This window comes from Nonomuraea mangrovi (assembly GCF_042681425.1).
Classification (GTDB): domain Bacteria; phylum Actinomycetota; class Actinomycetes; order Streptosporangiales; family Streptosporangiaceae; genus Nonomuraea; species Nonomuraea mangrovi.
Window position 1 is genome coordinate 577300 of sequence record NZ_JBHUFV010000003.1, and the last position, 24713, is coordinate 602012.

Annotated in this window: 20 protein-coding genes; 9 read left to right on the forward strand and 11 right to left on the reverse strand. The window is 69.8% G+C overall.

Annotated elements, in window-relative coordinates; translation table 11 throughout:
• Window positions 1-87: 87 nt before the first annotated feature.
• From pafA to prcB, 4 genes are all read right to left on the reverse strand, one after another.
• The gene (pafA, locus tag ACFSKW_RS02900; RefSeq protein WP_379568783.1) at window positions 88-1446 is read right to left on the reverse strand and encodes a Pup--protein ligase; all 1359 of its coding nucleotides are present in this window, start codon (window positions 1444-1446) and stop codon (window positions 88-90) included.
• A gap of 296 nt (window positions 1447-1742) precedes the next feature.
• Entirely contained in the window at window positions 1743-2270 is a 528-nt protein-coding gene (locus ACFSKW_RS02905) for a hypothetical protein (protein WP_379568785.1), read from the reverse strand.
• A gap of 334 nt (window positions 2271-2604) precedes the next feature.
• Window positions 2605-3354: a proteasome subunit alpha gene (gene prcA, locus ACFSKW_RS02910; protein WP_379569183.1), complete on the reverse strand. Its 750-nt coding sequence runs from the start codon at window positions 3352-3354 to the stop codon at window positions 2605-2607.
• A gap of 21 nt (window positions 3355-3375) precedes the next feature.
• Complete coding sequence (gene prcB, locus ACFSKW_RS02915) at window positions 3376-4191, reverse strand: proteasome subunit beta (RefSeq protein WP_379569185.1); 816 nt, start codon at window positions 4189-4191, stop codon at window positions 3376-3378.
• 190 nt (window positions 4192-4381) lie between these two features.
• On the opposite strand from prcB, the gene ACFSKW_RS02920 reads away from it, so the two are divergent.
• Both ACFSKW_RS02920 and ACFSKW_RS02925 read left to right on the forward strand, forming a co-directional pair.
• Entirely contained in the window at window positions 4382-5245 is an 864-nt protein-coding gene (locus tag ACFSKW_RS02920) for an ABC transporter substrate-binding protein (protein WP_379568787.1), read from the forward strand.
• 261 nt (window positions 5246-5506) lie between these two features.
• Window positions 5507-6541, forward strand: coding sequence for a DNA polymerase IV (locus tag ACFSKW_RS02925; protein ID WP_379568788.1), 1035 nt, complete (start codon window positions 5507-5509; stop codon window positions 6539-6541).
• Between the two features lie 445 nt (window positions 6542-6986).
• On the opposite strand, the gene ACFSKW_RS02930 is transcribed toward ACFSKW_RS02925, so the two are convergent.
• Window positions 6987-7196, reverse strand: coding sequence for a ubiquitin-like protein Pup (locus ACFSKW_RS02930; protein WP_379569187.1), 210 nt, complete (start codon window positions 7194-7196; stop codon window positions 6987-6989).
• A gap of 148 nt (window positions 7197-7344) precedes the next feature.
• Here ACFSKW_RS02930 and ACFSKW_RS02935 point away from each other — a divergent pair, with 148 nt between their 5' ends.
• A complete protein-coding gene (locus ACFSKW_RS02935; RefSeq protein ID WP_379568790.1) occupies window positions 7345-7749 on the forward strand; it encodes a hypothetical protein in 405 nt (134 codons plus the stop codon).
• Between the two features lie 221 nt (window positions 7750-7970).
• Here ACFSKW_RS02935 and dop read toward each other — a convergent pair whose 3' ends face one another.
• Together dop and ACFSKW_RS02945 are read right to left on the reverse strand one after the other, a co-directional pair.
• Window positions 7971-9485 (reverse strand): depupylase/deamidase Dop, encoded by a 1515-nt coding sequence (dop, locus tag ACFSKW_RS02940; RefSeq protein WP_379568792.1) that lies wholly within the window; start codon window positions 9483-9485, stop codon window positions 7971-7973.
• A 97-nt stretch (window positions 9486-9582) separates the two neighbouring features.
• Window positions 9583-10758 (reverse strand): acyltransferase family protein, encoded by a 1176-nt coding sequence (locus ACFSKW_RS02945; protein WP_379568794.1) that lies wholly within the window; start codon window positions 10756-10758, stop codon window positions 9583-9585.
• A gap of 133 nt (window positions 10759-10891) precedes the next feature.
• On the opposite strand from ACFSKW_RS02945, the gene ACFSKW_RS02950 reads away from it, so the two are divergent.
• The 3 genes from ACFSKW_RS02950 to ACFSKW_RS02960 are packed head-to-tail and all read left to right on the forward strand — an operon-like array spanning window position 10892 to window position 15740.
• Window positions 10892-12262 (forward strand): family 2B encapsulin nanocompartment shell protein, encoded by a 1371-nt coding sequence (locus ACFSKW_RS02950; RefSeq protein ID WP_379568796.1) that lies wholly within the window; start codon window positions 10892-10894, stop codon window positions 12260-12262.
• A complete protein-coding gene (locus ACFSKW_RS02955; RefSeq protein WP_379568798.1) occupies window positions 12262-14388 on the forward strand; it encodes a terpene synthase family protein in 2127 nt (708 codons plus the stop codon). The genes ACFSKW_RS02950 and ACFSKW_RS02955 overlap by 1 nt, the downstream gene beginning before the upstream one ends.
• Window positions 14385-15740 (forward strand): family 2B encapsulin nanocompartment shell protein, encoded by a 1356-nt coding sequence (locus ACFSKW_RS02960; RefSeq protein WP_379568800.1) that lies wholly within the window; start codon window positions 14385-14387, stop codon window positions 15738-15740. Before ACFSKW_RS02955 ends, ACFSKW_RS02960 begins: the two co-directional genes overlap by 4 nt.
• Window positions 15741-15932: 192 nt before the next feature.
• Here ACFSKW_RS02960 and arc read toward each other — a convergent pair whose 3' ends face one another.
• Window positions 15933-17696 carry a proteasome ATPase gene (arc, locus tag ACFSKW_RS02965; protein WP_379568802.1) on the reverse strand — a complete coding sequence of 588 codons (1764 nt, stop codon included), beginning with the start codon at window positions 17694-17696 and terminating at the stop codon, window positions 15933-15935.
• Between the two features lie 204 nt (window positions 17697-17900).
• Window positions 17901-18749 carry a tRNA (adenine-N1)-methyltransferase gene (locus tag ACFSKW_RS02970; RefSeq protein ID WP_379568804.1) on the reverse strand — a complete coding sequence of 283 codons (849 nt, stop codon included), beginning with the start codon at window positions 18747-18749 and terminating at the stop codon, window positions 17901-17903.
• 86 nt (window positions 18750-18835) lie between these two features.
• Here ACFSKW_RS02970 and ACFSKW_RS02975 point away from each other — a divergent pair, with 86 nt between their 5' ends.
• From ACFSKW_RS02975 to ACFSKW_RS02985, 3 genes are all read left to right on the forward strand, one after another.
• The gene (locus ACFSKW_RS02975) at window positions 18836-21463 is read left to right on the forward strand and encodes a helix-turn-helix transcriptional regulator (RefSeq protein WP_379568806.1); all 2628 of its coding nucleotides are present in this window, start codon (window positions 18836-18838) and stop codon (window positions 21461-21463) included.
• Window positions 21464-21475: 12 nt separating this feature from the next.
• A complete protein-coding gene (locus tag ACFSKW_RS02980) occupies window positions 21476-22579 on the forward strand; it encodes a GNAT family N-acetyltransferase (RefSeq protein WP_379568808.1) in 1104 nt (367 codons plus the stop codon).
• A gap of 115 nt (window positions 22580-22694) precedes the next feature.
• Window positions 22695-23177, forward strand: coding sequence for a hypothetical protein (locus tag ACFSKW_RS02985; RefSeq protein ID WP_379568810.1), 483 nt, complete (start codon window positions 22695-22697; stop codon window positions 23175-23177).
• Between the two features lie 56 nt (window positions 23178-23233).
• Here ACFSKW_RS02985 and ACFSKW_RS02990 read toward each other — a convergent pair whose 3' ends face one another.
• Window positions 23234-23593 carry an effector-associated constant component EACC1 gene (locus tag ACFSKW_RS02990; RefSeq protein WP_379568812.1) on the reverse strand — a complete coding sequence of 120 codons (360 nt, stop codon included), beginning with the start codon at window positions 23591-23593 and terminating at the stop codon, window positions 23234-23236.
• 4 nt (window positions 23594-23597) lie between these two features.
• Complete coding sequence (locus ACFSKW_RS02995; RefSeq protein ID WP_379568814.1) at window positions 23598-24608, reverse strand: DUF4145 domain-containing protein; 1011 nt, start codon at window positions 24606-24608, stop codon at window positions 23598-23600.
• Window positions 24609-24713: the final 105 nt, after the last annotated feature.

The following is a 24713-nucleotide window of genomic DNA, read 5'->3' on the forward strand; positions in this document are numbered from 1 at the left end:
ATGGAGTTCCCCAAGAGAGTCGGACAGGTCCGCGCCACACTATCCGAAGAGCGTGTACGAGCCCGATAAGTAAACCGCAAAAGCCCTCTACATTCCGGCGATCAACTTGTCCACCCTCTCGTCGACGCTGCGGAACGGGTCCTTGCACAGCACGGTGCGCTGCGCCTGATCGTTCAGCTTGAGGTGCACCCAGTCGACGGTGAAGTCGCGCCGCTTCTCCTGCGCCTTGCGGATGAACTCCCCTCGCAGCCGCGCCCTGGTGGTCTGCGGCGGCACCGACTTGGCCTCGAAGATCTTCAGATCGGAGGCCACGCGCTCGACCGCGCCGCGCTTCTGCAGCAGGTAGTACAGGCCGCGCCGACGGTGCACGTCGTGGTAGGCCAGGTCGAGCTGGGCCACGCGCGGGCTCGACAGCGGCAGGTCGTACTTCTTGCGGTAGCGCTCGATGAGCTGGTACTTGGTCACCCAGTCGATCTCGCGGGAGACGAGATCGAGGTTGCCGGTCTCGACCGCGTGCAGCGTGCGCTCCCACAGCTCCAGCACCCTGCGGGCGACGGGGTCGCCGCCGCGCCTGTCGACGAAGTCCTTGGCCTTGGTGAGGTACTCCTGCTGGATCTCCAGGCTGGAGGCCTCCCTGCCGTTGGCCAGGCGGACCCTGCGGCGTCCCGTCATGTCGTGGGAGACCTCGCGGATGGCCCTGATCGGGTTCTCCAGCGACAGGTCGCGCATGACCGTGCCCGCCTCGATCATCCGCAGCACCAGGTCGGTCGCGCCCACCTTCAGCAGCATCGTCGACTCGCTCATGTTGGAGTCGCCGACGATGACGTGCAACCGGCGGAAACGCTCGGCGTCGGCATGAGGCTCGTCGCGCGTGTTGATGATCGGCCTGGACCTGGTCGTGGCGCTGGAGACGCCCTCCCAGATGTGCTCGGCCCGCTGCGAGACGCAGTAGACGGCACCGCGCGGCGTCTGCAGCACCTTGCCTGCGCCGCAGATGATCTGCCGGGTGACCAGGAAGGGGATCAGCACGTCGGCCAGGCGGCCGAACTCGCCGTGCCTGCCGACCAGATAGTTCTCGTGGCAGCCGTAGGAGTTGCCTGCCGAGTCGGTGTTGTTCTTGAACAGGTAGATGTCACCGGCGATGCCCTCTTCGCGTAGACGCTTCTCCGCGTCGACGAGCAGGCCCTCGAGGATCCGTTCGCCCGCCTTGTCGTGGGTCACGAGCTCGATGACGTTGTCACACTCTGGTGTTGCGTACTCGGGGTGGCTGCCCACGTCGAGGTACAGACGCGCGCCGTTGCGGAGGAAGACATTGCTCGATCGGCCCCAGGACACGACCCGGCGGAACAGGTAGCGGGCGACCTCGTCCGGCGACAGCCTGCGCTGCCCCCTGAACGTGCAGGTCACGCCGTACTCGTTCTCCAGCCCGAAGATGCGACGATCCATCACCTCACACTAGTTCCCCGAAATCGCCAGCGGGAGAGATCTTGGCGTGTTTCGATTTTCTTTCAACTTCATGTCCTCCCGGTGGCGCGCCCCGGGCGGGACGGCGCCCGGCGGTCCCGCGCCGACCGCCGGGCGCCCCACCACAGGACGCGCCGCGCCCGCGACGGGCTGGCGCTGCTCGCCTCCGTGAGAGCAGCGCGTGGAACACAGGGACAACCGGCCGCCCGGCGGACGCCGGGCACCACCGCGAAGGCGGGCGTGGGGGGCCGCCGCCCCCGCGGACGGTCCCGCCACGCTCACGGCGTGTAGATCTCCTGCACCTTCACGATCTGCCCCTTGTAGACCGTGATGAGCGAAGGCACCCTGGTCTTCGCCGCCCGCTTCACCAGCACCGAGCGCGAGCAGCTCTTGTTGCCCAGCCCCGTCCTGCGATCGACCGTCATGAACGCGGTGCGGGTGCTGCACCCGAAGGCGCTCAGATAGACCGCCTTCTTGGCGATCGGCGAGGCGTAGGCCATCACGTCGCCCTCCGGCGGACCGACGAAGTACCCCTCGGTCTCCTTGCCGGGCCGCCACTTGATCGGCTCGTACTCGGCGGTGCCGTCACTCTGGACATCGGTGATCCAGCCGCGAAGGATGCCGTCACGCCTGGAGTGGATGCCCTTGGTGAAGTCGTGGCCCGGGTCGGCCTGGAACGTCTTGCCGAAGATCTCCGGCGCCTTGAACTTGGGGGCGGCCCCGGTCGCCGCGTGCGCGGCTCCGCCCACCATGACCAGCGAACAGGCGACCGCGGCCACACCGGCCGCGAGGTTTCTCGTCTTCACACGGGTTTTGATCCCAAACCTGGAGCCACGGTTCTACGAAGATCGTGTGATCCCGCTCACATTTGTCCCCTTGTGGGTTTGGCGTGGAACGCGCCCGATCGGGCCGCGCCGGTCGCACGGTCGACGTGACGACGTTGGGCCGAAGTCCCGCTGGAGCACGCACGGCGACGTGATGGCGCCGGGCACCGACGTCCCACTGGAGCAAGCACGGTGACGTGACGGCGCCGGGCCGAAGTCCCGCTGGAGCACGTGTGAACGACGGACGGCCACCGGGTGACCCCGGTGGCCGTCTCGCGGCTTGCCGTACGGGCCCCTTCGCGAGGGGCGCGGCGGGCTACTCGGTGCCGTCGCCCGCGTCGGGCTCGGGGGCCGTCGGCGTGTCGTCCTGCTGCGGGGCCGCGGGCGCGGCGCGCAGCAGCCGCTCCAGGCGGGGCCCCGTCAGGCGCAGGAACTTGCGGTGCTCCCGGTTGCGGTCGAGCACCGCCACTTCCAGCTGACCCGCCGGCGGGCGCTCCCCGCCCGGCTCGGTCAGCGCCACCAGCGCCACCTCCAGCGCGTCGCCCAGGGCCATCCCCTCCTGGTAGCGCTCCTTCAGCCTCGCCGCCACCGCCTCGGCCTGCCCGCCCATCGCGGCGAACCCGTGCTCGTCGAACACCGAGCCGTCGAACGTCAACCGGTAGATCGCGTCACCGTCGGGCGTGTCGCCCACCTCGGCCACCACGACCTCCACCTCGAGCGACTTGATCGACTCGGTGAAGATCCGGCCCAGGTTCGACGCGTACAGGTTGGCCAGCCCGCGGCCCGTCACGTCCGATCGGTCGTAGGTGTAGCCGTTGATGTCGGCATAGCGGATGCCGCCCAGCCGCAACTCCTCGAACTCGTTGTAGCGGCCGACCGCGGCGAACCCGATCTTGTCGTAGATCTCGCTCACCTTGTGCAGCGCGCGCGACGGGTTCGGCGCGACGAACAGGATGCCGTCGGCGTACTGCAGCACGACCACGCTGCGGCCACGCGCGATGCCCTTGCGCGCGTAGTCGGCCTTGTCGCGCATGATCTGCTCGGGCGAAGCATATCCAAAAGGCATGGACACGTCGGGAGGTCCTTTCTAGGACAGCGGGGCGATGGGGCCGTCAGGGGAGATCATGCGTTCCTCGAGCATCCGCTCGACCACCGCGGCGACCTCCTCGTCGCTCAGGCGGCGGAAGCCGTCGCCGTCGATGACCGCGACGATGGGCCAGATCTTCCTGGTAACATCGGGGCCACCGGTCGCCGAGTCGTCGTCCGCGGCGTCGTAGAGCGCCTGGATCACCGCCGTCACGATGTCCCCGGCCGGCGCGTTCTCCCTGTAGAGCTTCTTCAACGAGCCCCGCGCGAAGATCGAGCCGGAGCCGATCGCGTCGAACCTGTCCCGCTCGTAGGGGCCGCCCGCCACGTCGTAGCTGAAGATCCGCCCGGCGTCCCTGTCAGGGTCGTAGGCGGCGAACAACGGCACCACCACCAGGCCCTGCATCGCCATCGCCAGGTTGCCGCGGATCATCGTCGCCAGCCTGTTGGCCTTGCCGGCCACCGACAGCGTGCGGCCCTCCATCTTCTCGTAGTGCTCAAGCTCCACCCGGTAGAGCCTGGCCATCTCGATACCCGTGCTGGCCGTGCCCGCGATCCCCATGCAGGAGTAGTCGTCGGCCCTGAACACCTTCTCCACGTCACGCTGGGAGATCATGTTCCCCGAGGTCGCCCTGCGGTCACCGGCCATCACCACCCCACCGGCACAGGTGGCGGCGACGATCGTGGTCGCGTGCGGCACCTGGTCGCCGATCGGCGTGGCCAGCGTCTGCGCGCGCGTCGGCAGCAGGTCAGGAGCATGACTGCCGACGAACTCAGAGAACGAGGAATTTCCGTTGTTCACGAAGAGCTGGCTCATCAAGCCGGCGGACAGATCCCTGTTCGGTGCCACGCGACTCCCTCCAAAAACCTCAGTGTCCTTAGGCCCGACCCTACTCATGTTGTGCTGTTGCATGCACTTCCCACGATCAGCTCAGCGCGAACCATTTACGGCCAGGCAGCCCCATGCGATGGTCGATACGTCGTAACGACCTCTCCGGGAGGCGGGCATGCGGCTCCCCCGTCCGCCCGCCCTCATCGCGGCGGCGACGCTCCTGGCCGTCTCCTCCTGCGGCATCGGCGGAGCGGCCCGGCAGACGCCCGTCACCCTCACCGTCGCCGCAGGCGGCGAGCCTGCGGACGGCTGGATCACCACCTGGGTCGCACCCGCCTTCCAACGGGCAGGCGTCAAGGTCGTCCTCCTGCCCGGCGGCGACGCCGAGCAGTACAGGACGAAGATCGCCCGCGACCTCCAGTCGAGGAGGGGCGCCGACGTCATCACCCTCGACGGCCTCTGGATCGGCGAGCTGGCCCGGTCCGGCCGTCTCAGGCCCCTCACCGACGTCGCGGGACCCGCCGCCGACTGGTGGGAGGGCTGGTCGCACATCCCGCAGGCCGTCCAGGGGCTCGGCCAGTTCGACGGCAGGAGGTACGGCCTGCCCCTCGGCGCCGACGCCCGCGTCCTCTACTACAACAGGAACCTCTTCCGGCAGGCGGGACTCCCCCTGGACTGGCAGCCGGGAAGCTGGCAGGACATCCTCGACGCGGGTGCCGCGCTGAAGAAGCTCCCGGGCGTCACCCCCGTCCAGATCGACGCGGGCACCGCCATGGGCGAGGCCACCACCATGAACGGCGTCCTGCCCCTCCTCGCGGGTACGGGCTCCGAGATCTACGCGCGCGGGAAATGGACCGGCGCCTCCACCGCCATGAAGGAGGTCCTCGCCTTCTACCGGCAGATCTACACCACAGGGCTCGGCGACCCCCGGCTCCAGCAGGAGCCCGACGGTCGCGGCCGGTCCTTCGCCGCGTTCGCCGACGGCAGGATCGGCATCCTCGCCGAAAGCGACTCCTTCTGGCGCTCCGTCCCCAGCTGAAGCACATCGCCGACGAGGTGCTCCCCCTCACCGCCTACCGGCCGTCCCTGGCCGTCACCCCCAGGTCTCAGCCGCCCTTCAGGAAGCCACCGCGGCCGCCGTCAGCGGCAGGAGCCCGGAGCGAGCCGCCGCCACCTACCGGAACACCCTCGAACGGCTCGTCGGCGGCGCCGCCGACATCGCCGGCTGACCTGCCCGCACCGTCAGGGGAACCCTGCGCTCGGCCGGGCCGCGCCCGCCCCGGGCGGCCATACTGGACCCATGCGGGACTGGGTACTCCACGTGGACCTCGACGCCTTCATGGCCGCCGTCGAGATCCTCCGCAACCCCGAACTCCGGGGACGCCCCGTCATCGTCGGCGGCAACGGCGACCCCACCACCCCCCGCACCGTCGTCGCCACCGCCTCCTACGAGGCCCGGCAGTACGGCGTCCACTCCGGAACCCCCATGCGCACCGCCCACAAACGCCTGCCCGACGCCGTCTACCTCCCCACCGACCTGCCTGCCTACGAGGCCGCCGGCGCCGCCGTCATGGACGTCCTGCGTTCCTTCCCCGTCATCGTCGAAGTCTGGGGACTCGACGAGGCCTTCCTCGGCGCCACCACCGACGACCCCGAAGCCCTCGCCCGCGACATCCAGCACGCCGTCACCGCGGCGACGGGACTCACCTGCTCCATCGGCATCGGCGACAACAAGCACCAGGCGAAGCTCGCCGCCCAGTTCAACAAGCCCGCGGGCGTCTCACGCCTCACCACCGAGACCTGGCAGGCCACCATGGGCGAGCGCCCCACCACCGCCCTGTGGGGCGTCGGGCCCAGAACCGGCAAGAAACTCGCCGACCTCGGCCTCCATACCGTCACCCAGCTCGCCGCCGCCGACCCCGCCGAGCTCGCCGGCCGTTTCGGGCCCACCAACGGCCCATGGCTGCGCTACCTCGCCCTCGGCAAGGGCGAGACCACCGTCACCACCACCCCGTGGGTCCCCCGCGGCCACAGCCACGAGACCACCTTCACCCGCGATCTCACCGACCCCGCCGCCATGCGCGAGCACATCACCGCGCTGGCCCGGCGGCTGGCCGAGGAGACCGAGGGGCGCCCCGTCACCCGGGTCACCGTGAAGGTCCGCCACGCCCCCTTCACCACCCACACCCGGCAGGCCAAACTCCCCGCCCCCACCCTCGACGCCGCGACGATCGAACAGGCCGCGCTCACGATCTTCGACCGCTTCCGGCAGGACCGCCCCGTCCGCCTGCTCGGCGTCTCCGTCGAATACACCCAGACCGGCGAGCGACGGTAACCGACGGCAGCGCGTCATGCCGCGGGGGGCGCCCCGGTGGGATCACGTCGTCCAGCCAGAGCCGCGTCCCGGCCCGGCCCATGGGCGATGTGTCGGCGTCGGCACCCGGCACCCGGATGCGCGTGCCGGGCATCCTCCGGTGGGCAGCGGAGAGCCCGCCCTGCCGGGCGAGCATCCGCTCGTCGTCGTCCTCGGTGATGCCGTGGCGGTGCTCCAGCGGGTGTTCCCGCTCTCCACCGCGATTCTTGATCTTGATCCCACGCATGGCCCGCGTGTGACACACCGGGTGGACTTCACCCGGAAACAGGCTTCGCGGTACCGCGCACGCCGGTCAGCCGTGCGCCTGCCGAACCCGGAGAGCACCGTGATCTCCCCGCGGTCCGGACGCCCCGCGGCCCCCTCGGGCGCTTCCCGCCCGCTTCGCACCTCTTCGGGTTGTGCCTTGTTACTGGCCGCCCTTCTGGACGTATGAGCGCACGAATTCCTCTGCGTTCTCTTCGAGAACCTCGTCGATCTCGTCCAGAATCGCGTCGACGTCGTCGGTCAGCTTCTCCTGGCGCTCCTGCACATCACTGGCCGCCGAGGCCTCGGTCTCCTCGACCTCGTTCTCGCGACGGCCGGTCTGCTTCTGACCGCCGGTGTCCCTGTTCGCCATGATCTTCCTCCGCTTGGGGGACTGCCTCTTCTGGATATCTTCCCCGAACCGGGCGACAATTCGCGCGCCCAGCCCGGCGATCTTCATGGGGTTGACTGGATAGCACTCCTATCCAATACTGGAGGCCCATCTCTTCAGGAGGTCCGAGATGTCCCCCGCGACGCTCAGCACCGCCGGCGTGCTCCTCATCACCGTCCCGTTCGTGGCCTACGGCGGCGTCACCCTCTTGACCTTCCTCATGCGGAACGTCCCCGGATACAACGACAATCCGGTCCGCCGAGGTCTCTGGCGCGCGGGTCATGCCCACGCGGGTGTGCTGGTGCTGTTCAGCCTGGTGGCGCTGCTGTACATCGACCAGTCCGGCCTGTCGGACGGCATGCGCTCGCTCGTGCGCGCGCTGATCGTGGCCGCGCCGATCCTGATGCCGCTGGGGTTCTTCCTGTCGGTGATCCGGCCGAGCGACACGAAGCCGAGCCGGCTGATCTGGCTCACGTTCGCCGGCGGCCTGTCGCTGGCCGCGGGCACGCTGATCCTGGGCATCTCCCTGCTGTAGCCGCACGGGCGCGCAAGAGCGCTTCACCGCCGACACGGGCACGGCAGGACACCCGGCACCAGCGAAGGCGACCGTCGCCGCAGGCGCGGAATGAGGCGGGCCACCGTCACCAGCGAAGGCGACCGTCGCCGCAGGCGCGGAAAGAGGCGGGCCACCGTCACCGGGGAAGGCGCCCGTCGCCGCGGAAGGCGATCGTGTCAGGCCGATTCCAGGAGCCCCGGCTACTCGCCGCCGGTGAGGGCGGCGACGAGGTCGGCCGCGGTACGACAGCGGTCGAAGAGCTCGCCGACGTGGGCCTTGGTGCCGCGTAGGGGCTCCAGGGTGGGCACGCGCTGGAGCGATTCGCGGCCGGGGATGTCGAAGATGACGGAGTCCCACGAGGCCGCGGCGACCGATTCGCTGTATTGGCGCAGGCAGCGGCCGCGGAAGTAGGCACGGGTGTCGGTGGGCGGGTTCTCGACGGCGCGCTGGACCTGCTCCTCGCTGACCAGGCGCTGCATGCGCCCGCGGGCGACGAGCCGGTTGTAGAGCCCTCGGTCGGGCCTGATGTCGGAGTACTGGAGGTCGACGAGCTGGAGCCTGGGGTGCGACCAGGCGAGGCCGTCGCGAGTGCGGTAGCCCTCGAGGAGCTCGAGCTTGGCGACCCAGTCGAGTTCGCGCGACAGCTGCATGGGGTCCTCGGCGAGGCGGGTGAGGACGGATTCCCAGCGGTCGAGGACGTCCTTGTTCATTTCCTCGGTGGCGGTGCCGCGTTCCTCGACGTACTTGCGGGCCTGCTCGAGGTATTCCATCTGCAGCTGGATGGCGGTGAGCCTGCGCCCGTCGCGCATGGGGATCTCGTAGCGGCAGGTGGGGTCGTGCGAGACCGCGCGCAGGGCCTGGACGGGGTTCTCGACGGCGAGGTCGCGGGTGAGGAAGTTGTCCTCGATCATCGCGAGCACGAGGGCCGTCGTCCCCAGCTTCAGGTATGTCGATATTTCCGACATGTTGGCGTCGCCGATGATGACGTGGAGCCTGCGGTACTTCTCCGGGTCGGCGTGGGGCTCGTCGCGGGTGTTGATGATGGGCCGCTTGAGCGTCGTCTCCAGCCCGACCTCGACCTCGAAGAAGTCGGCGCGCTGGCTGATCTGGAAACCCTCGCCGCGCGAGTCCTGCCCGATGCCGACCTTGCCCGCGCCGACGACGACCTGCCGCGAGACGAAGAACGGCGTCAGGTGCCGGACGATGTCGGCGAAGGGCGTGGCGCGCCGCATGAGGTAGTTCTCGTGGCAGCCGTAGGAGGCGCCCTTGGCGTCGGTGTTGTTCTTGTAGAGCTGGATGGGCGCGTTCGTGGGGACGGCGGAGGCGCGCACGGCGGCGTCGTACATGACCCGCTCGCCCGCCTTGTCCCAGATGACGGCGGCGCGCGGATTGGTGACCTCGGGCGTGGAGTACTCGGGGTGGGCATGGTCGACGTAGAGGCGGGCGCCGTTGGTGAGGATGACGTTGGCCAGGCCGAGGTCCTCGTCGGTCAGCTGGCTGGGGTCGGCGACCTCGCGGGCGAGGTCGAAGCCTCTGGCGTCGCGCAGGGGGTTCTCCTCCTCGAAGTCCCAGCGCGCCCGGCGCGCCCTGGCGGCCGAGGCGGCCAGGTAGGCGTTCACGACCTGGGAGGAGGTCACCATCGCGTTGGCGCCTGGCTGGCCGGGTACGGAGATCCCGTACTCGGTCTCGATGCCCATCACCCGACGCACCGTCATGCGCACCTCTCGTAGTCCGGCCTACAGAGTCCGGTCTGTCTATCCGCCGTTTATATGCCCGAGCCTATGCCCTTCACAGTCCCTGAGGGTCACAGAGTTATGGCACCGACGCCTTTTCCACCCGTACGGCGGGCATTGGCGTGCTTTGCGGGGTGCGACGGGGCCGTAGAAGCCGCTGGATGGGCCGTTCGGCACAGGAATAGACAAGATACGACAAGAGCAGGGTGACGAGCGTGGCGATCACGCCGACGGCCCAGGCGGGCATGGCGCCGACCAGGGGCGGGATGAGGGCGACGGCCACGATGCTGTGGAAGAGGTACAGCGGGTAGGTGGTGCCGCCGAGCGCGGTGAGGACGGGCGAGGACGGCATGCGCAAGTAGCCGAGGGCGACCATGGCCATGACGGCGAAGATGAGGGTGATGGTGAAGACGACGCCGGTCTCCGTGACGGGCATGGCCGCGAAGCCGGCCGCCTTGATGCGCCTGGCCACACGGTCGATCGCCGAGTCGACGGCCAGGACCCACGAGAGGGCGAACAGCAGCCACGGCAGCCACGCCGAGCCGTGCCGGTGGATGAGATAGAGGGCCATGCCGGCGATGAAATAGCCGGCGTAGGCGGGCATGACGATCTCGGTGACGATCTCGTGGCGGAGCAGGGCCACCTCGTAGCCGAACCAGCCGGGGGCCACGACGGCCAAGGCGGCCGCGAGCCAGACGCCCATGAAGACCAGGACGCGCCGGTAGGTGACGCCGATGATCACCACGATGGAGATGAGCAGGTAGAAGCGCAGCTCGGCCCAGAGCGACCAGTACACCCCCATCGCGTCGTGGACATTCATGATCTCGGTGACGTCGAACAGGCGCTGCAGCATCGTGGCGTTGGCCAGGTAGCCGGCCACCGACAACTTGGGGTCGAGCGGCTTGGCGGCGAGCACGCCGTACACGATCACGACGGCGGCCAGGCTCAGCCAGTAGGCCGGGTACAGGCGGACGAACCTGGACCAGGCGAACGCGCCGAGCCCTCTGCCCCACACGGTCATGAGGATGACGAACCCGCTGATGACGAAGAACAGTTCGACGCCGAGGATGCCCAGTCCTGCGACGGGGGCGAGCCACGGGAAGAGCGCCGAGGGCCGCTGACCCCAGACGGAGGCGAAGGCGACGAAGAAGTGGAAGGCGAGGACGGCCATGGCCGCGATGAAGCGGAGAAGGTCGAGTTCCGCGAGCCTCCCGCTCGCCTGGGCGGGCCTGGCGGTGATCCGTCGTCTGCGCACGCCCCTTTGACGGCGGGTTGTGACAGTTGGGTTCCATGTGGCCCCTGAGACTTTGCCGCTACAGAGGTTTTACTTTGCGTGATCAGTGGATAACTTTACGTGGCGCACATCTCCGAGCGAACAAGGTGAGGGAATGACCGACGACCAGCTCAGCCTCAGTACAGCGGCGGCACGCAATCTGGCGACGACGACCAAGTCCGTTCCCCAGATGCAGGAGATCACCTCGCGGCACCTGCTGCGGGTGCTGCCGTGGGTGCAGGCGATCGGCGGTGTCTACCGGGTCAACAGGCGGCTGACGTACGCGGTGGGCGACGGGCGCGTCACGTTCACCTCGACCGGAGCGGAGGTCCGCGTCATCCCCGGAGAGCTGGCCGAGCTGCCGGCACTGCGCGGCTTCGACGACCAGGAGGCGCTCGCGGCGCTCGCGGGCCGGTTCACCCAGCGGGAGGTGCAACCGGGCGAGACGATCGTGGAGTCCGGCACCCCGCGCGATTCGGTGGTGCTGATCGCGCACGGCAAGGTGCGCAAGGTGGCGCAGGGCGCCTACGACAACGAGACCGTACTGGGAGTACTGGCCGACGGCGACTACCTGGGCGAGCAGATCCTGGTGGGCGTGGACGGCCAGTGGGAGTTCACGGCGACGGCGGTGACGGCGTGCACGGTGCTGACGCTGTCGGCGCAGGCGCTGGCCGAGGTGCGCGGCAACTCCGATGCCCTGCACGCGCGGCTGGAGAACGCGGCGAACTGGGACGGCCACGCGCAGAACGCCTTCGGCGAGGCGGCGATCGCGCTGGCGGCGGGGCATGTGGGCGAGGCGCGGCTGCCGGGCACGTTCGTCGACTACGAGCTGGCGCCGAGGCAGTACGAGCTGAGCGTCGCGCAGACGATCCTGCGGGTGCACTCGCGGGTGGCCGATCTCTACAACGAGCCGATGAACCAGACCGAGCAGCAGTTGCGGCTGACGATCGAGGCGTTGCGGGAGCGGCAGGAGGACGAACTGGTCAACAACAAGGAGTTCGGCCTGCTGCACAACGCCGACCTCAAGCAGCGCGTCCACACCCGCAGCGGGCCGCCGACGCCGGACGACATGGACGAGCTGCTGTCCAAGGTGTGGAAGGACCCCGCGGTGTTCCTCGCCCACCCGAGGGCGATCGCGGCCTTCGCCAGGGAGTGCAACGCCCGCGGCCTGTACCCGTCGAACACCGACCACGGCGGGCAGAGCGTGCCGGCCTGGCGGGGCATTCCCGTGCTGCCGTGCAACAAGATCCCGGTCAGCGACAGGGGCGTCACCTCGATCATGGCGATGCGGCTGGGCGAGGCGAACCAGGGCGTGATCGGCCTGCACAGGACGGGCCTGCCGGATGAGTACCAGCCGGGGCTCTCGGTGCGGTTCATGGGCATCAACGACCAGGCGGTCATCTCCTACCTCGTGACGACGTACTACTCGGCGGCGGTGCTGGTGCCCGACGCGCTGGGCATCCTGGAAAGCGTCGAAGTCGGCTGATGGGCCCCTTCGAGCTGCCCGACTTCTACTGTCCCTACCCAGCCAGGCTGAATCCGCATGTCGAGTCGGCCCGCGTCCACACCAAGGAGTGGGCGCGGGAGATGGGCATGCTGGACGATCCGGAGATCTGGGAGGAACGCCGGTTCGACGGCATGGACTACGGCCTGCTGTGCGCGTACACCCATCCGGAGTGCGACGCCGTCGAGCTGGATCTGATCACCGACTGGTACGTGTGGGTGTTCTTCTTCGACGACCACTTCCTCGAGATCTTCAAGCGGACTCGGGACGTGGCCGGTGCCCAGGCGTACCTGGATCGGCTCGATCTGTTCATGACCGACGATCCGCCCGAACCGGAGAATCCGGCGGAGAGGGGGCTGCGGGATCTGTGGGCCCGTACGGTGCCCGGCATGTCGGACCTGTGGCGGGAGCGCTTCACCAGGGCCAACCACGAGCTGATGCAGGAGTCGATGTGGGAGCTGTTCCACATCGAGGACGGCCAGGTGTCCAATCCGATCGAGTACATCGAGGAGCGCCGCAAGGTGGGCGGTGCTCCGTGGTCGGCGTGCCTGGTCGAGCACGCGGTGGGCGCGGAGGTGCCCGAGCGGGTGGCGGGCAGCCGTCCGATCAGGGTGCTCACGGAGACGTTCGCCGACGCGGTGCACCTGCGCAACGACCTGTTCTCCTACCAGCGGGAGGTGGAGGAGGAGGGCGAGCTGTCCAACTGCGTGCTGGTCGTGGAGCGTTTCCTCGGCTGCGACACGCAGAAGGCGGCGGAGATCACCAATGATCTGCTGACCTCGCGGCTGCACGTGTTCGAGCACACGACGTTCACCGAGCTGCCGGTCCTGTTCGCCGAGCAGGCGCTGCTGCCGCACGAGCAGGAGGCGGTGCTGCTGTACGCGCGGGGCCTTCAGGACTGGCAGTCGGGCGGGCACGAGTGGCACATGCGCTCCAACCGCTACATGAACGGCGGAGGGCGCACCGGGTTCCACGTCTCGCCCCGGCACGTCCTGGGGCCCGGCGGGCTCAGGAACCACGCCCACGTCCCGTACCGGAAGGTGGGCCATCTGCCGCTGCCGGACATCCACATGCCGTTCCAGGCGCGGGAGAACCCGCATCTGGGTGCGGCCCGCGAGGCGACGCTCGACTACGCGGAGGCGATGGGCTTCTACACGATGGTGTGGGACAGGGCCCGTCACGACGGTTACGATCTGGCCCTGTGCGCGGCGGGGATCGATCCCGACGCGAGCCTGGAGGGGCTGATCCTGGCCTCCGACTGGCTGAGCTGGGGCACCTACGGCGACGACTACCTGCCGGTGGTGTTCGGCCGTTCCCGCGACTTCACGGGGGCGAAGGCGTTCAACCGGCGCCTGTCGGAGTTCATGCCGCTGGATCTGGTGGTGACCGCGGTGGCGGCCAACCCGATCGAGCGCGGCCTGGCGGACCTGTGGGCCCGTACGGCCGAGCCGATGTCGCCAGAGGGGCGGGCGGCGTTCAGGGCGGCGGTGGAGGCCATGACGGAGAGCTGGTTGTGGGAGCTGTCCAACCACATCCAGAACCGGGTCCCCGATCCCGTCGACTACGTCGAGATGCGGCGCAGGACGTTCGGCTCCGACATGACGATGGCGCTGGCGCGGCTGGCGCCCGGGAGGTCGATTCCCGCCGAGGTGTGGGGGTCGCGGCCGATGACGGCGATGACCGCCGCGGCCTCCGACTACGCCTGCATGATGAACGACCTGTTCTCCTACCAGAAGGAGATCGAGTTCGAGGGCGAGCTGCACAACATGGTGCTGGTCATGCAGACGTTCTTCGACTGCGACCTGCCCAGGGCGGCGGAGCTGGTCGGCTCGCTGATGGCGGCGAGGATGCGCCAGTTCCAGAAGGTGGCCGAGGTCGACCTGCCGGCGCTGCTCGACGACATCGACGCCGACGCCGCGTTGCGGGCGTCGGTGGCCGACTACGTGGGCGAGCTGGGCGACTGGATGGCCGCCATCCTGCGCTGGCACAGGGAGTGCAGGCGCTATGACGAGTCGACGTTGAAGGGCACCCGGTGGGTGCCTGGGCCGACGGGGCTCGGCACGGCAGGCACGAGGATCGGGACGCTGCTGGGGAGGGTCGCGTCATGACCGCGTTGAGTCTGAGCACGGCGGCGGCCAGGAACCTGGCGACCACCACCAAGTCCGTGCCGTTCATGCAGGAGATCTCGCCGCGGCATCTGCTGCGGGTGCTGCCGTGGGTGGAGGTGACGGGTGGCTCCTACCGGCTCAACCGGCGCCTTTCCTACCAGGTCGGCGACGGCAGGGTGAGCTTCACCTCGACGGGCGCCGACGTGCGGGTGGTGCCCGGCGAGCTGTGCGAGCTGCCCGCGCTGCGGGGCTTTTCCGACGCCGAGGCGCTGGCGGAGCTGGCCGGGCTGTTCGAGCAGCGGGAGTACGAGCCCGAGCAGGTGATCGCCGAGGAGGGCGCTCCTGTCGAGGAGCTGTTGCTGGTCGCTCACGGCAAGCTGGCCAAGTCGGCGCACGGCGCCTACGACGGTTCGGCCGAGCTGGGGCGGCTGGCGGACGGTGACCATCTGGGCGATGCGCTGCTGACGGGCGGCGCGCCCAGCTGGCCGTTCACGGTGCGGGCGATCACCGCCTGCACGGTGCTGGCGTTGCCGGGCCCCGCGTTGCGGGGCCTGCTCGGCCGCTCCCCTGCCCTGCGAGCCCATCTGACGCCTTCGGGCGTGGTCAGGCCGCAGAACAGGTACGGCGAGGCGGAGGTGGCGCTGGCGGCAGGGCACGTGGGCGAGGCGCGCCTGCCCGGCACGTTCGTCGACTACGACCTGGCGCCCAGGGTCTACGAGCTGAGCGTGGCCCAGACGATCCTGCGCGTGCACACCAGGGTGGCCGACCTGTACAGCGACCCGATGGATCAGGTCGAGCAGCAGCTGCGGCTGACCGTGGAGGCGTTGCGGGAGCGACAGGAGTTCGAGCTGCTCAACAACAGGGAGTTCGGGCTGTTGCACAACGCCGATCTGAAGCAGCGCGTCCACACCAGGGACGGTCCTCCGACGCCGGACGACCTGGACGATCTGCTGGCCAGGCGGAGGAAGACGCACTGCTTCCTGGCCCATCCGAGGGCGATCGCCGCGTTCGGGAGGCAGTGCAACGCCCGAGGGGTGTATCCGTCGACGACCGACGTCCCGGGCGGGAAGGTGATCGCGTGGCGGGGTGTGCCGCTGCTGCCGTGCGACAAGATCCCGGTCTCGGACCGGGGCCTGACCTCGATCATGGCGATGCGCCTGGGGCAGGACGACCAGGGTGTGATCGGGTTGCGCCGCACGGGGCTGCCGGACGAGCGGGAGCCCGGCCTTTCTGTACGCTTCGCCGGGATCTCCGACCAGGCGATCGCCTCCTACCTGGTCACCGCCTACCATTCGGCGGCCGTCCTGGTCCCTGACGCGCTGGGGCTGCTGGAGAGCGTCGAGGTCGGCTAGCGGTACGGCCCGGCGCGCGGTGCGTCCGGCCGGAAGGATCACGATGAGGGGCCGCTCGGGCCGATCGGGGCCGAGCGGCCCCCTTTCGTGGTCGGGCGCGCCGGGGAGGCGGCGTGGGGCGGTCAGCGGGGCGGCCAGGGATGCCGAAAGGGCCGCTCCCGCCGGTGGGGAACGGCCCTTTCGACCAGAGAACTACAGGTACTGGCCGGTGTTGGCGACCGTGTCGATCGACCGGCCGGCCTCGGTGCCCTGCTTGCCGGAGACCAGCGTGCGGATGTACACGATCCGCTCGCCCTTCTTGCCGGAGATGCGGGCCCAGTCGTCGGGGTTGGTGGTGTTGGGCAGGTCCTCGTTCTCGGAGAACTCGTCCACGCAGGCGGCCAGCAGGTGCTGCACCCGCAGACCCTTCTGCCCGGTCTCGAGGAACTGCTTGATGGCCATCTTCTTGCCACGGTCGACGATGTTCTGGATCATCGCACCGGAGTTGAAGTCCTTGAAGTACAGGACTTCCTTGTCGCCGTTGGCGTAGGTGACCTCGAGGAAGCGGTTCTCTTCGCTCTCGGTGTACATGCGCTCGACGACGCTCTGGATCATTCCCGCGATCGTGGACTCGCGAGAGTCGGAGTGTTCGGCCAGGTCGTCCGGGTGCAGCGGGAGGTCGGCGATGAGGTACTTGGAGAAGATGTCCTTGGCCGCCTCGGCGTCCGGCCGCTCGATCTTGATCTTGACGTCCAGGCGGCCGGGCCGCAGGATCGCCGGGTCGATCATGTCTTCGCGGTTGGAGGCGCCGATGACGATGACGTTCTCCAGGCCCTCGACGCCGTCGATCTCCGACAGCAGCTGAGGGACGATGGTGTTCTCGACGTCGGAGGAGACGCCCGAGCCTCGGGTCCTGAAGATCGAGTCCATCTCGTCGAAGAACACGATCACCGGGGTGCCCTCGGAGGCCTTCTCCCTCGCGCGCTGGAAGACCAGGCGGATGTGCCGCTCGGTCTCGCCGACGTACTTGTTGAGGAGTTCGGGGCCCTTGATGTTGAGGAAGAAGCTCTTGCCCGACTGTCCCGTCTTCTCCGCGACCTGCTTGGCCAGGGAGTTGGCGACGGCCTTGGCGATGAGCGTCTTGCCGCATCCGGGCGGGCCGTACAGCAGCACGCCCTTGGGCGGGCGGAGCTTGTGCTCGCGGAACAGGTCGGCGTGCAGGTAGGGCAGCTCGATGGCGTCCCTGATCTGCTCGATCTGCCGCATGAGGCCGCCGATCTCCTCGTAGGAGATGTCGGGGACTTCTTCGAGGACGAGCTCTTCCACTTCGGACTTGGGGATGCGCTCGTAGACGTAGCCGGAGCGGGGCTCCAGCAGCAGCGAGTCGCCCGCGCGGACGGGCTGTCCGAGCAGCGACTCGGCCAGGCGCACGACGCGCTCCTCGTCGGCGTGGGAGATGACCAGGGCGCGCTCGCCGTCTTCGAGCAGTTCCTTGAGCATCACGATCTCGCCGACCTCTTCGTAGCCGAGTGCCTCGACCACGTTGAGCGCCTCGTTCAGCATGACCTCCTGGCCACGCTTGAGCACATCGACATCGACTGCGGGACTGACGTTGACCCGCAGTTTGCGGCCGCCGGTGAAGACTTCCACCGTGCCGTCTTCTCTTGCCTCGAGGAAGACGCCGAAGCCGGACGGCGGCTGGGCCAGCCGGTCGACTTCCTCCTTGAGGGCGACGATCTGATCCCTGGCCTCCTTGAGTGTGGCGACCAGCCGTTCGTTCTGGCTGGTGACCGCGGCAAGGTTGGCCTGCGCCTCGTGGAGACGCTCCTCGAGGACCCTGGCCTGACGGGGTGACTCGGCCAGCTTCCTCCGCAGCGCTGTGATCTCCTCCTGCAGGAAGGAGACCTGTGTTGAAAGATCAGCGACCTCCCGTTCGCGCTGCGCGGCTCGAGCCTCTGCATCATCGCGAGCTGCCACGCCCCGTCACCTCCTTCCCAGTCGAGAGCGACTACTAAGGACCTTACCCATCTCCCGGCTTTCCGCTACCTGCCCGGAAAGTGTTCGTAGAGTGACATTCGGTATTCGGTGAATAATCCCTATTGGCGTGTTTAGTACTTCCAGCATATGAACACGGTCATCTGTTCCCGTGTCACGCACCAAGGCACCGCCGTGGCCAAATCGTCATAGTTCTTCGGTGGTCCCCTTCGGTCGTCGGCGCCGTGGCGGGGGCGTGACGCCGTCCGCCATGCGGCGGGCGGTGACGAGGAAGCCGGTGTGCCCGATCATCCGGTGATCTGGGCGTACGGCCAGTCCCTCGACATGCCAGTCGCGAACCAGGGTCTCCCACGCGTGGGGCTCGGTGAAACTCCCGTGCTCTCGAAGGGTTTCGACGGTCTTCGACATCTGGGTGGTCGTGGCCACGTAAACGCAGATCACGCCGCCCGGCGTCAGGGCCTTGGACACGGCGTCGACGCACTCCCACGGGGCGAGCATGTCGAGGATGACGCGGTCGACGTCGCCTTCGTCGATGGACTCGTTGAGGTCGCCGACGACCAGGCGCCAGCTGTCCATCTCACCGCCGAAGAACTTCTCGACGTTCTTGCGGGCGACGTCGGCGAACTCCTGGCGCCGCTCGTAGGAGATGACCTTGCCCTCGGCGCCGACGGCGCGCAGCAGGAAGCAGGTCAGCGCGCCGGATCCGACGCCCGCCTCGATGACGCGGGCTCCGGGGAAGATGTCGGCCATGCCGACGATCTGGGCGGCGTCCTTGGGGTAGATCACGGCCGCGCCGCGCGGCATCGACAGCGTGTAGTCCTGAAGCAGGTGGCGGAAGGCCAGGTACTGCGTGCCGCCGGACGAGCGGACCACCGAGCCTTCAGGCTGGCCGATCAGGTCGCTGTGCGGGATCGCCCCCTTGTGCGTGTGGAAGACCCCGTCCTGCTTGAGCGTGATCGTGTGACGCTTGTTCTTGGGGTCGGTGAGCTGCACCTGATCCCCCACCTGGAACGGCCCGTGCCTGCGAAAACCCATGGGGATGAGGATAGGGCGAATCACAGGGTCGGTCGGCCGATGGCAACCCCCTGTATTTGCCTCCTTCTTGACCGTAACATCCTCACGTGTCGACACGGTGGCCCTTCGCCGGCCGGATCGAGGAGACCGACCGGTTGCTGGCGCTGATGAACGACCCCGCGACCTGCGGTGTCGCCATCTTCGGCCCGGCGGGTGCGGGCAAGAGCAGACTCGCCCTTGAGGTGGTGACCTCGCTGCGCTCGCGCGGCCGCACGGCGGTGCACGCCATCGCCTCGATGGCGGCCCGCGAGCTGCCGTTCGGCGCGCTCGCCCACCTGCTGCCGGCGGCGCTCCCCCAGGGCGCCAACCCGCTGAAGTGGATCTCCGACACGCTGGTGGGGACCGAGCGGCGGCCGCTGATGCTCGTCGACGACGCCCACCTGCTGGATTCCGGCTCGGCGGCGGTCCTGCACCACATGGCCCAGGACGCCGCCGCGCAGCTGCTGCTGACGCTGCGCAGCGGCGAGCCGGTGCCCGAGGCGGTGGTGACGCTGTGGAAGGACCTGGGTTTGGCCAGGATGGAGCTGGCGCCGCTGAGCCTGCCCGACGTGGGCCGCATCCTGGCGGGGGTGCTGGGCGATCCCGTGGAGTCCCAGAGCGTGGCCAGGCTGCACCGGCTCACCGAGGGCAACGCCCTGTTCCTGCGCGAGCTGGTGGCGGGCGCGCTGGACCTCGGGGCGCTGGTGCGGGTGCAGGGGCTGTGGCGGCTGGAGTCGGCCCCGCCCGTCGCTCCCCCGCTGGCCGAGCTGGTGGCCGCCCGCATCGGCACGCTGGAGGCGGCCGAGGAGGAGGCTCTGGAGTACATCGCGCTCGGCGAGCCGCTGGGAGCGCAGCTGCTGGCCGGTCTGGTGCCCGCGGCGGCGGTCGAGTCCCTGGAGGCCAAGGACCTCGTGAGAGTGCTCGTCGACGGCAGGCGGACGCTGGTGCGCCTGGCCCACCCCCTGTACGGCGAGGCGATCAGGGCGCGCTGCCCGCTGCTGCGCACCCGCCGCCGCTACCGGCAGCTGGCCGAGGCGCTGGAGGCCACGGGCGCCAGGCGGCGCGACGACGTGGTCAGGACGGCCATGTGGCGGCTGGCGAGCGGCACCGCGAAGGACCCGGGGCCGCTGCTGTCGGGCTGCAGGATCGCGTGGGCGGCGCACGACGCCACGCTGGCCGCGAGGCTGGGCTGGGCGGCGCTGAACGCCGGCGGCGGGGCGGAGGCGGCGATCACGCTGTCGGACGTGCTGTCGTTCTCGGAGTCGTTCGCCGACTCCGAGGCGGCGCTCACCTCGGTGTGGGAGGAGCCGTGTGACCCCCGGCTGCGGGCACAGCTGGCGATGCAGCGGGCGTGGAACCTGAACTTCGGGCTGCGCAGGCCCGCCGAGGCCGACGCGGTGCTCGACGACGCCGAGGCGAGGCTGGAGGACCCTGCGCTGCGGATGATGGTGCAGGCCATGCGGCTGAACCTGCGCATCCTGCGCGGCGAGGTCCACCAGTGCGCCGAGGCGGCCGAGCGGATGCTGGCCGAGGGCACGGGCTCGGTCGTGGGCACGGCGATGGCGCTGGGGATCACCACCTACGGCCTGCCGTACGCGGGCAGGTGCGCCGACGCTCGGCGGATGTTCGACCGGGCCAGGGCGGTGGAGGAGTCCTGGCACGACGCCGCGCCCACGGAGGTGCTCAAGCTGGTGGCCGGCCGCTACCTGGCCGACCTGTTCACCGGCGATCTGGCCGCGGCCGAGCAGGTGGTCGAGCACGGCCAGGAGCTGCTGGGCGAGGACAGCGAGGTGCGCCTGTTCCGGCGGATGTTCCTGCAGTGGCACGGCGAGATCGCCAGGATGCGCGGCAGGGTCGGCGAGGCGGCGCGGATCACCAGGGAGGCGACGACGCTGGCGGGCGCGGGCCACTTCACCGCGCTGGCCGTGGCCGAGCTGGCGCACTGCACCGCCCTGCTGGGCGACCAGAGCAGGGCCAGGGCGCTGCTGGCGGAGGCGGAGCGGAACCGCACCGACGTGCTGTACCTGCTGCAGACCTCGATCGACTCGGCGCAGCGCTGGGTGGCGGCGACGGGCGGGCAGGTGCCGCGCGCGGTGGAGCTGGCGCTGGCCCACGCCGCCCGTGCCCGCACGCAGGAGCTGTACGGCATCGAGCTCGTCGCCCTGCACGACGCGGTGCGGTTCGGCGCGGCGGCGAAGGTCGAGGCGCGCCTGTCCGAGGTGGCCCGGCGGCACGACGGGAGGCTGTCGGCGATCTACGCCGCGCACGGGGTGGCCGCGGCCGCCGGCGACGCGGAGGGGTTGGAGCGGGTGGCGGCCTCGTTCACCGGGCTCGGCATGCTGCTGCACGCCGCCGAGGCCTGCGCGCAGGCCTCGGCCGCGCACCGGGCCAGGGGGCGGCCACAGCAGGGCAGGGTCACGGCGGCGAGGGCGGCGGCCTACGCGGCCTCGTGCCAGGGCGCCCGCTCGCCTGCGCTGGCCCGCCTGGCGGGGCCGGTGCTGACGCCGCGCGAGAGGGAGATCGCCGGACTGGCGGCCTCCGGGCTGGCCAGCAAGGACATCGCCGCGTCGCTGGTGCTGTCGATCAGGACGGTCGACAACCACCTGCAGTCGGTCTACGGCAAGCTCGGCGTGAACGGCAGGACGGAGCTGGCGGCGCTGCTGGACGTCGATTCGCCGCCATGGGACGGAGATTGATAGCAATGGACCATGTTGCCGCGTGAAGTGATCTCGACGGGTTCGCTGATCCTGCGTCCCCCCTCCCGTGACGATCTGCCCGCGATCGTGCGGGCCACGTCCGACGCCGACACCGCCAGGTTCCTGTACCGGCTGCCCATGCCGTACACGATCGAGGACGCCGAGGCCTATCTCGCGGTCGCCGCGCAGCGGTGGACGGAGGGCGGCGCCGAGTTCACGATCGCCGACGCCGGCAGCGGGCAGTACCTGGGCGCGGTCGGGTTGCGTCCGCCGGACTCTCACGGGGCCCTGTCCATCGGCTACCGGGTGGCCGAGTGGGCCAGGGGCAAGGGTGTGGCGAGCGCGGCGACGCGGGCGGTCACCGAGTGGGCCTTCGACAAGGGGGTGCGGCGCATCGAGCTGCGCGCCGAGGTGGAGAACCTGGCCAGCCTCCGCGTCGCCTACGCGGCCGGCTACCTGCAGGAGGGCGTCGAGAGGGAACGGGCGCGCACACGGGACGGCAGGGCCGCCGACTTCGTGGCCTTCGCCAGGCTGGCGGGCGATCCCGGCGAGGCGGCCGCGCAGTATCTGCCGTTCCTGGAGGGCGGCGAGCTGTCGGACGGGGTGGTGCGGCTGACGCAGCTGGCGCCGAGCGACTCCGGCGCCTTCCACGCCATGGTGGGCGAGCCGAGCGTCTCGCACTGGATGCTCGGGCCTCCGCCGACGGCCGACGCCGCCGAGCGGCGCTGCCGCTACACCGGCTACTGGTGGCTGTCGGGGCAGCGCGCCGAGCTGGCGATCCGCGACGCGGAGACGGACGCGTTCGCCGGCCATATCCAGCTCGTGCAGGTGCTGCCCTCCATCGGGCAGGCGATGGTCGGCTACTCGCTGCGGCGCGCCTACAGGGGCAGAGGGTTCATGACGCGGTCGGTGCGGCTGCTGGCCGACTGGGCGTTCTCCCACACGGCGCTGCACAGGCTCGTGGCGGGTACGGACGTCGACAACGAGGCCTCGCAGCAGGTGCTGCGGCGGGCGGGGTTCAGCAGGGAGGGCGTCCAGCGCCAGCTGTTCCCGCGCGCCGACGGGACCCGCGGAGACGACGTGGAATGGCTCCTGCTACGGCCGGGGCGAAGCTGAAAATATCTATTACCTGATGTGGGGGTGGCCACGGGCGGTTTTGACGGTAATACTCCGAGTCGCCACCCGTTAACACTCCGCCGTTCTCGGCGAGCCTGGCGTCAGGGGATGAGGCATGAGCAGCGACTGCGTGAAGGAGCTCATCGATTCGTTCTCCCATGTGGAGTCGGGCGCGCTGCTGGACCGGGTGGTCCTGTGCGCGGCCGCGGTGGGCGGCACGCCGTACGCGGGGTTCGTGGACGTGGACCCGCTGCAGGAGATCGCCTACCCCTCTCATGCCCTGATCGCGCCAGGCGACCCGCTGGGCGTGAGCCGCTGGCTGCTGGAGTCCGGGGTGCTGAAGGAGCTGGCGATCGCCTCGGATCCGGTGCTGCTGCCGCAGGACTGGTCGGTGGGCGGGCCGGGATTCCTGGCGGTGCCGGTACCGCTGGCCACGCGTGACCAGGCGTACCTGTGGGTGGCGGGCCGGCGGTTCACCAACCGTGAGGAGCACCTGCTCGGCAGGCTCGCGATGGCCGCGGGCCGCGCGATCGAGGCGTCGCGCGGCCTGGAGGTGGCCGCGCGCATGCTGCGCTCGGTGCACGCCTTCACGGCCTGACGGGCTCCTCCCCCGTACGGCGAGCGGGGCTCGCGGCGGCCCAGGCGGAGCCGGGGTCAGTCGGCGGCGGTCCCGAGCGCGTCACGCAGGATGGCGGCCACCTGGGCGACCAGGGCCTCGGTGTCCAGCTTGGCCCGCAGGTCGAGGTCCACGGTGATCTCCGAGCCGACCCGCAGCCTGAGCGCCACGTGCCTGCCGCGCGACCGCAGCCAGAACTCGACCGTCCTGGCCAGCGCCGTCGCCTGTCCCTGCGAGGCGACGTCCACCACCAGCGCGGGCGGTTCGCCGCCCATCCGCCCTGCACCCGGCGTGCCGTGCTCCAGGCGCGTCCTTCCGCGCAGGGCGTCGGCGTCGCGCAGCCAGTCCTCCAGCGAGCCCAGCTCGTCGAAGGATCCCTCGAAGACGACGTCGGGCACGCTGTCACCTCACGATCGGGGCGGTCCTGGCCCTGGTGAGGCGGACCAGGTCGGCGGGGTCGAGTTCGAGTTCGAGGCCGTGGCGGCCACTGGAGACGTAGACGGAGGCCGCGGCGGCCGAGGTCTCCTCCAGCACCGACGGCAGGTACGGCAGCGCCAGCGGGCTGAGGATCTCGGCGGCGATCGTCTCGCCAATGCGCATGACGTCGGCCAGTCCCGCCACTCTGGCGTCGGCGGCCCCGAAGGCGCGGGCCAGCGCCCGCTCGTCGATGACGCCCTCGCTGGGGGCGATGGCGACGACGGCGTGTTCGCCGAGGTAGAGGATGACGGCTTTGAGCAGCCGCATGGGCGGGATGCCGAGCTCCTCCGCGACCGCCGTCCTCGATTTCGTTCTGGCCGGATCGTGCGGATAGGGATGGACCCTGAACGACACCTGTGATTTACGAAGAATCCGCATCACTGGGGTGTCTCGTAGGACATTTCGGTTATTTGGCGTTTTGGTGGCGCCGCGCCGTACCCGAAAGGACCGGTATTTTCGGGAGAAGACGTAAAGGTAGTCGACGAACGCCTCGGCCAGTTGCACCGCGTCCTCCGCCTCGGCCTTCGCCAGCGGGTGGTCGCCGAGGTGGGCGGCCTCGTTTCCCAGCTCGCGCAGTTCCTCGGCCCAGCCCAGCAGCCAGCCGTCGATCAGGCCGCCTCCGCGCAGCTCCCGCAGGGCGTGGAAGAGCGTGCGCCCGCTCACCCCGTGGTCGGCGCAGACCGCCTCCAACAGCCGCCGCACGTGCAGGACGGCCGAGGCGGGCGAGCCCGAGCGCAGGCCCGCGCGAGCGTACGTGAGCTCCTGGCGCACCACCGGCGGCACCTCGGCGCCGATCGGCCGTCCCGACGGCGGCCACAGCACCTGCGCGGGCCTGGCGGGCAGTTCGTCGGGATCACGGTCGTCGACGTCGGCGCGGTTCTCCAGCAGCAATGCCTGCCCGCAACTCTGGCAGACCGCCAGCCAATAGGGCCGCAACTGTTCCGGCAGAAAAACCCTGTGTAATCCGTCGGCTTCGCGTGCGACAGTAGGTCGGGCACAACCCGGGCAATCGACGTCGAATTTCGCTCCCCATCGCGCCAC

Coding starts and splice junctions, on each gene's coding strand:
- dop (WP_379568792.1), bottom strand. CDS start 9,485: ATGACGGTGCGTCGGGTGATGGGCATCGAGACCGAGTACGGGATCTCC.
- ACFSKW_RS02925 (WP_379568788.1), top strand. CDS start 5,507: ATGCGGGACTGGGTACTCCACGTGGACCTCGACGCCTTCATGGCCGCC.
- ACFSKW_RS02950 (WP_379568796.1), top strand. CDS start 10,892: ATGACCGACGACCAGCTCAGCCTCAGTACAGCGGCGGCACGCAATCTG.
- ACFSKW_RS02985 (WP_379568810.1), top strand. CDS start 22,695: ATGAGCAGCGACTGCGTGAAGGAGCTCATCGATTCGTTCTCCCATGTG.
- ACFSKW_RS02980 (WP_379568808.1), top strand. CDS start 21,476: ATGTTGCCGCGTGAAGTGATCTCGACGGGTTCGCTGATCCTGCGTCCC.
- ACFSKW_RS02930 (WP_379569187.1), bottom strand. CDS start 7,196: ATGGCGAACAGGGACACCGGCGGTCAGAAGCAGACCGGCCGTCGCGAG.
- ACFSKW_RS02960 (WP_379568800.1), top strand. CDS start 14,385: ATGACCGCGTTGAGTCTGAGCACGGCGGCGGCCAGGAACCTGGCGACC.
- ACFSKW_RS02920 (WP_379568787.1), top strand. CDS start 4,382: ATGCGGCTCCCCCGTCCGCCCGCCCTCATCGCGGCGGCGACGCTCCTG.
- pafA (WP_379568783.1), bottom strand. CDS start 1,446: ATGGATCGTCGCATCTTCGGGCTGGAGAACGAGTACGGCGTGACCTGC.
- prcA (WP_379569183.1), bottom strand. CDS start 3,354: ATGCCTTTTGGATATGCTTCGCCCGAGCAGATCATGCGCGACAAGGCC.
- ACFSKW_RS02955 (WP_379568798.1), top strand. CDS start 12,262: ATGGGCCCCTTCGAGCTGCCCGACTTCTACTGTCCCTACCCAGCCAGG.
- ACFSKW_RS02935 (WP_379568790.1), top strand. CDS start 7,345: ATGTCCCCCGCGACGCTCAGCACCGCCGGCGTGCTCCTCATCACCGTC.
- prcB (WP_379569185.1), bottom strand. CDS start 4,191: ATGAGCCAGCTCTTCGTGAACAACGGAAATTCCTCGTTCTCTGAGTTC.
- ACFSKW_RS02970 (WP_379568804.1), bottom strand. CDS start 18,749: ATGGGTTTTCGCAGGCACGGGCCGTTCCAGGTGGGGGATCAGGTGCAG.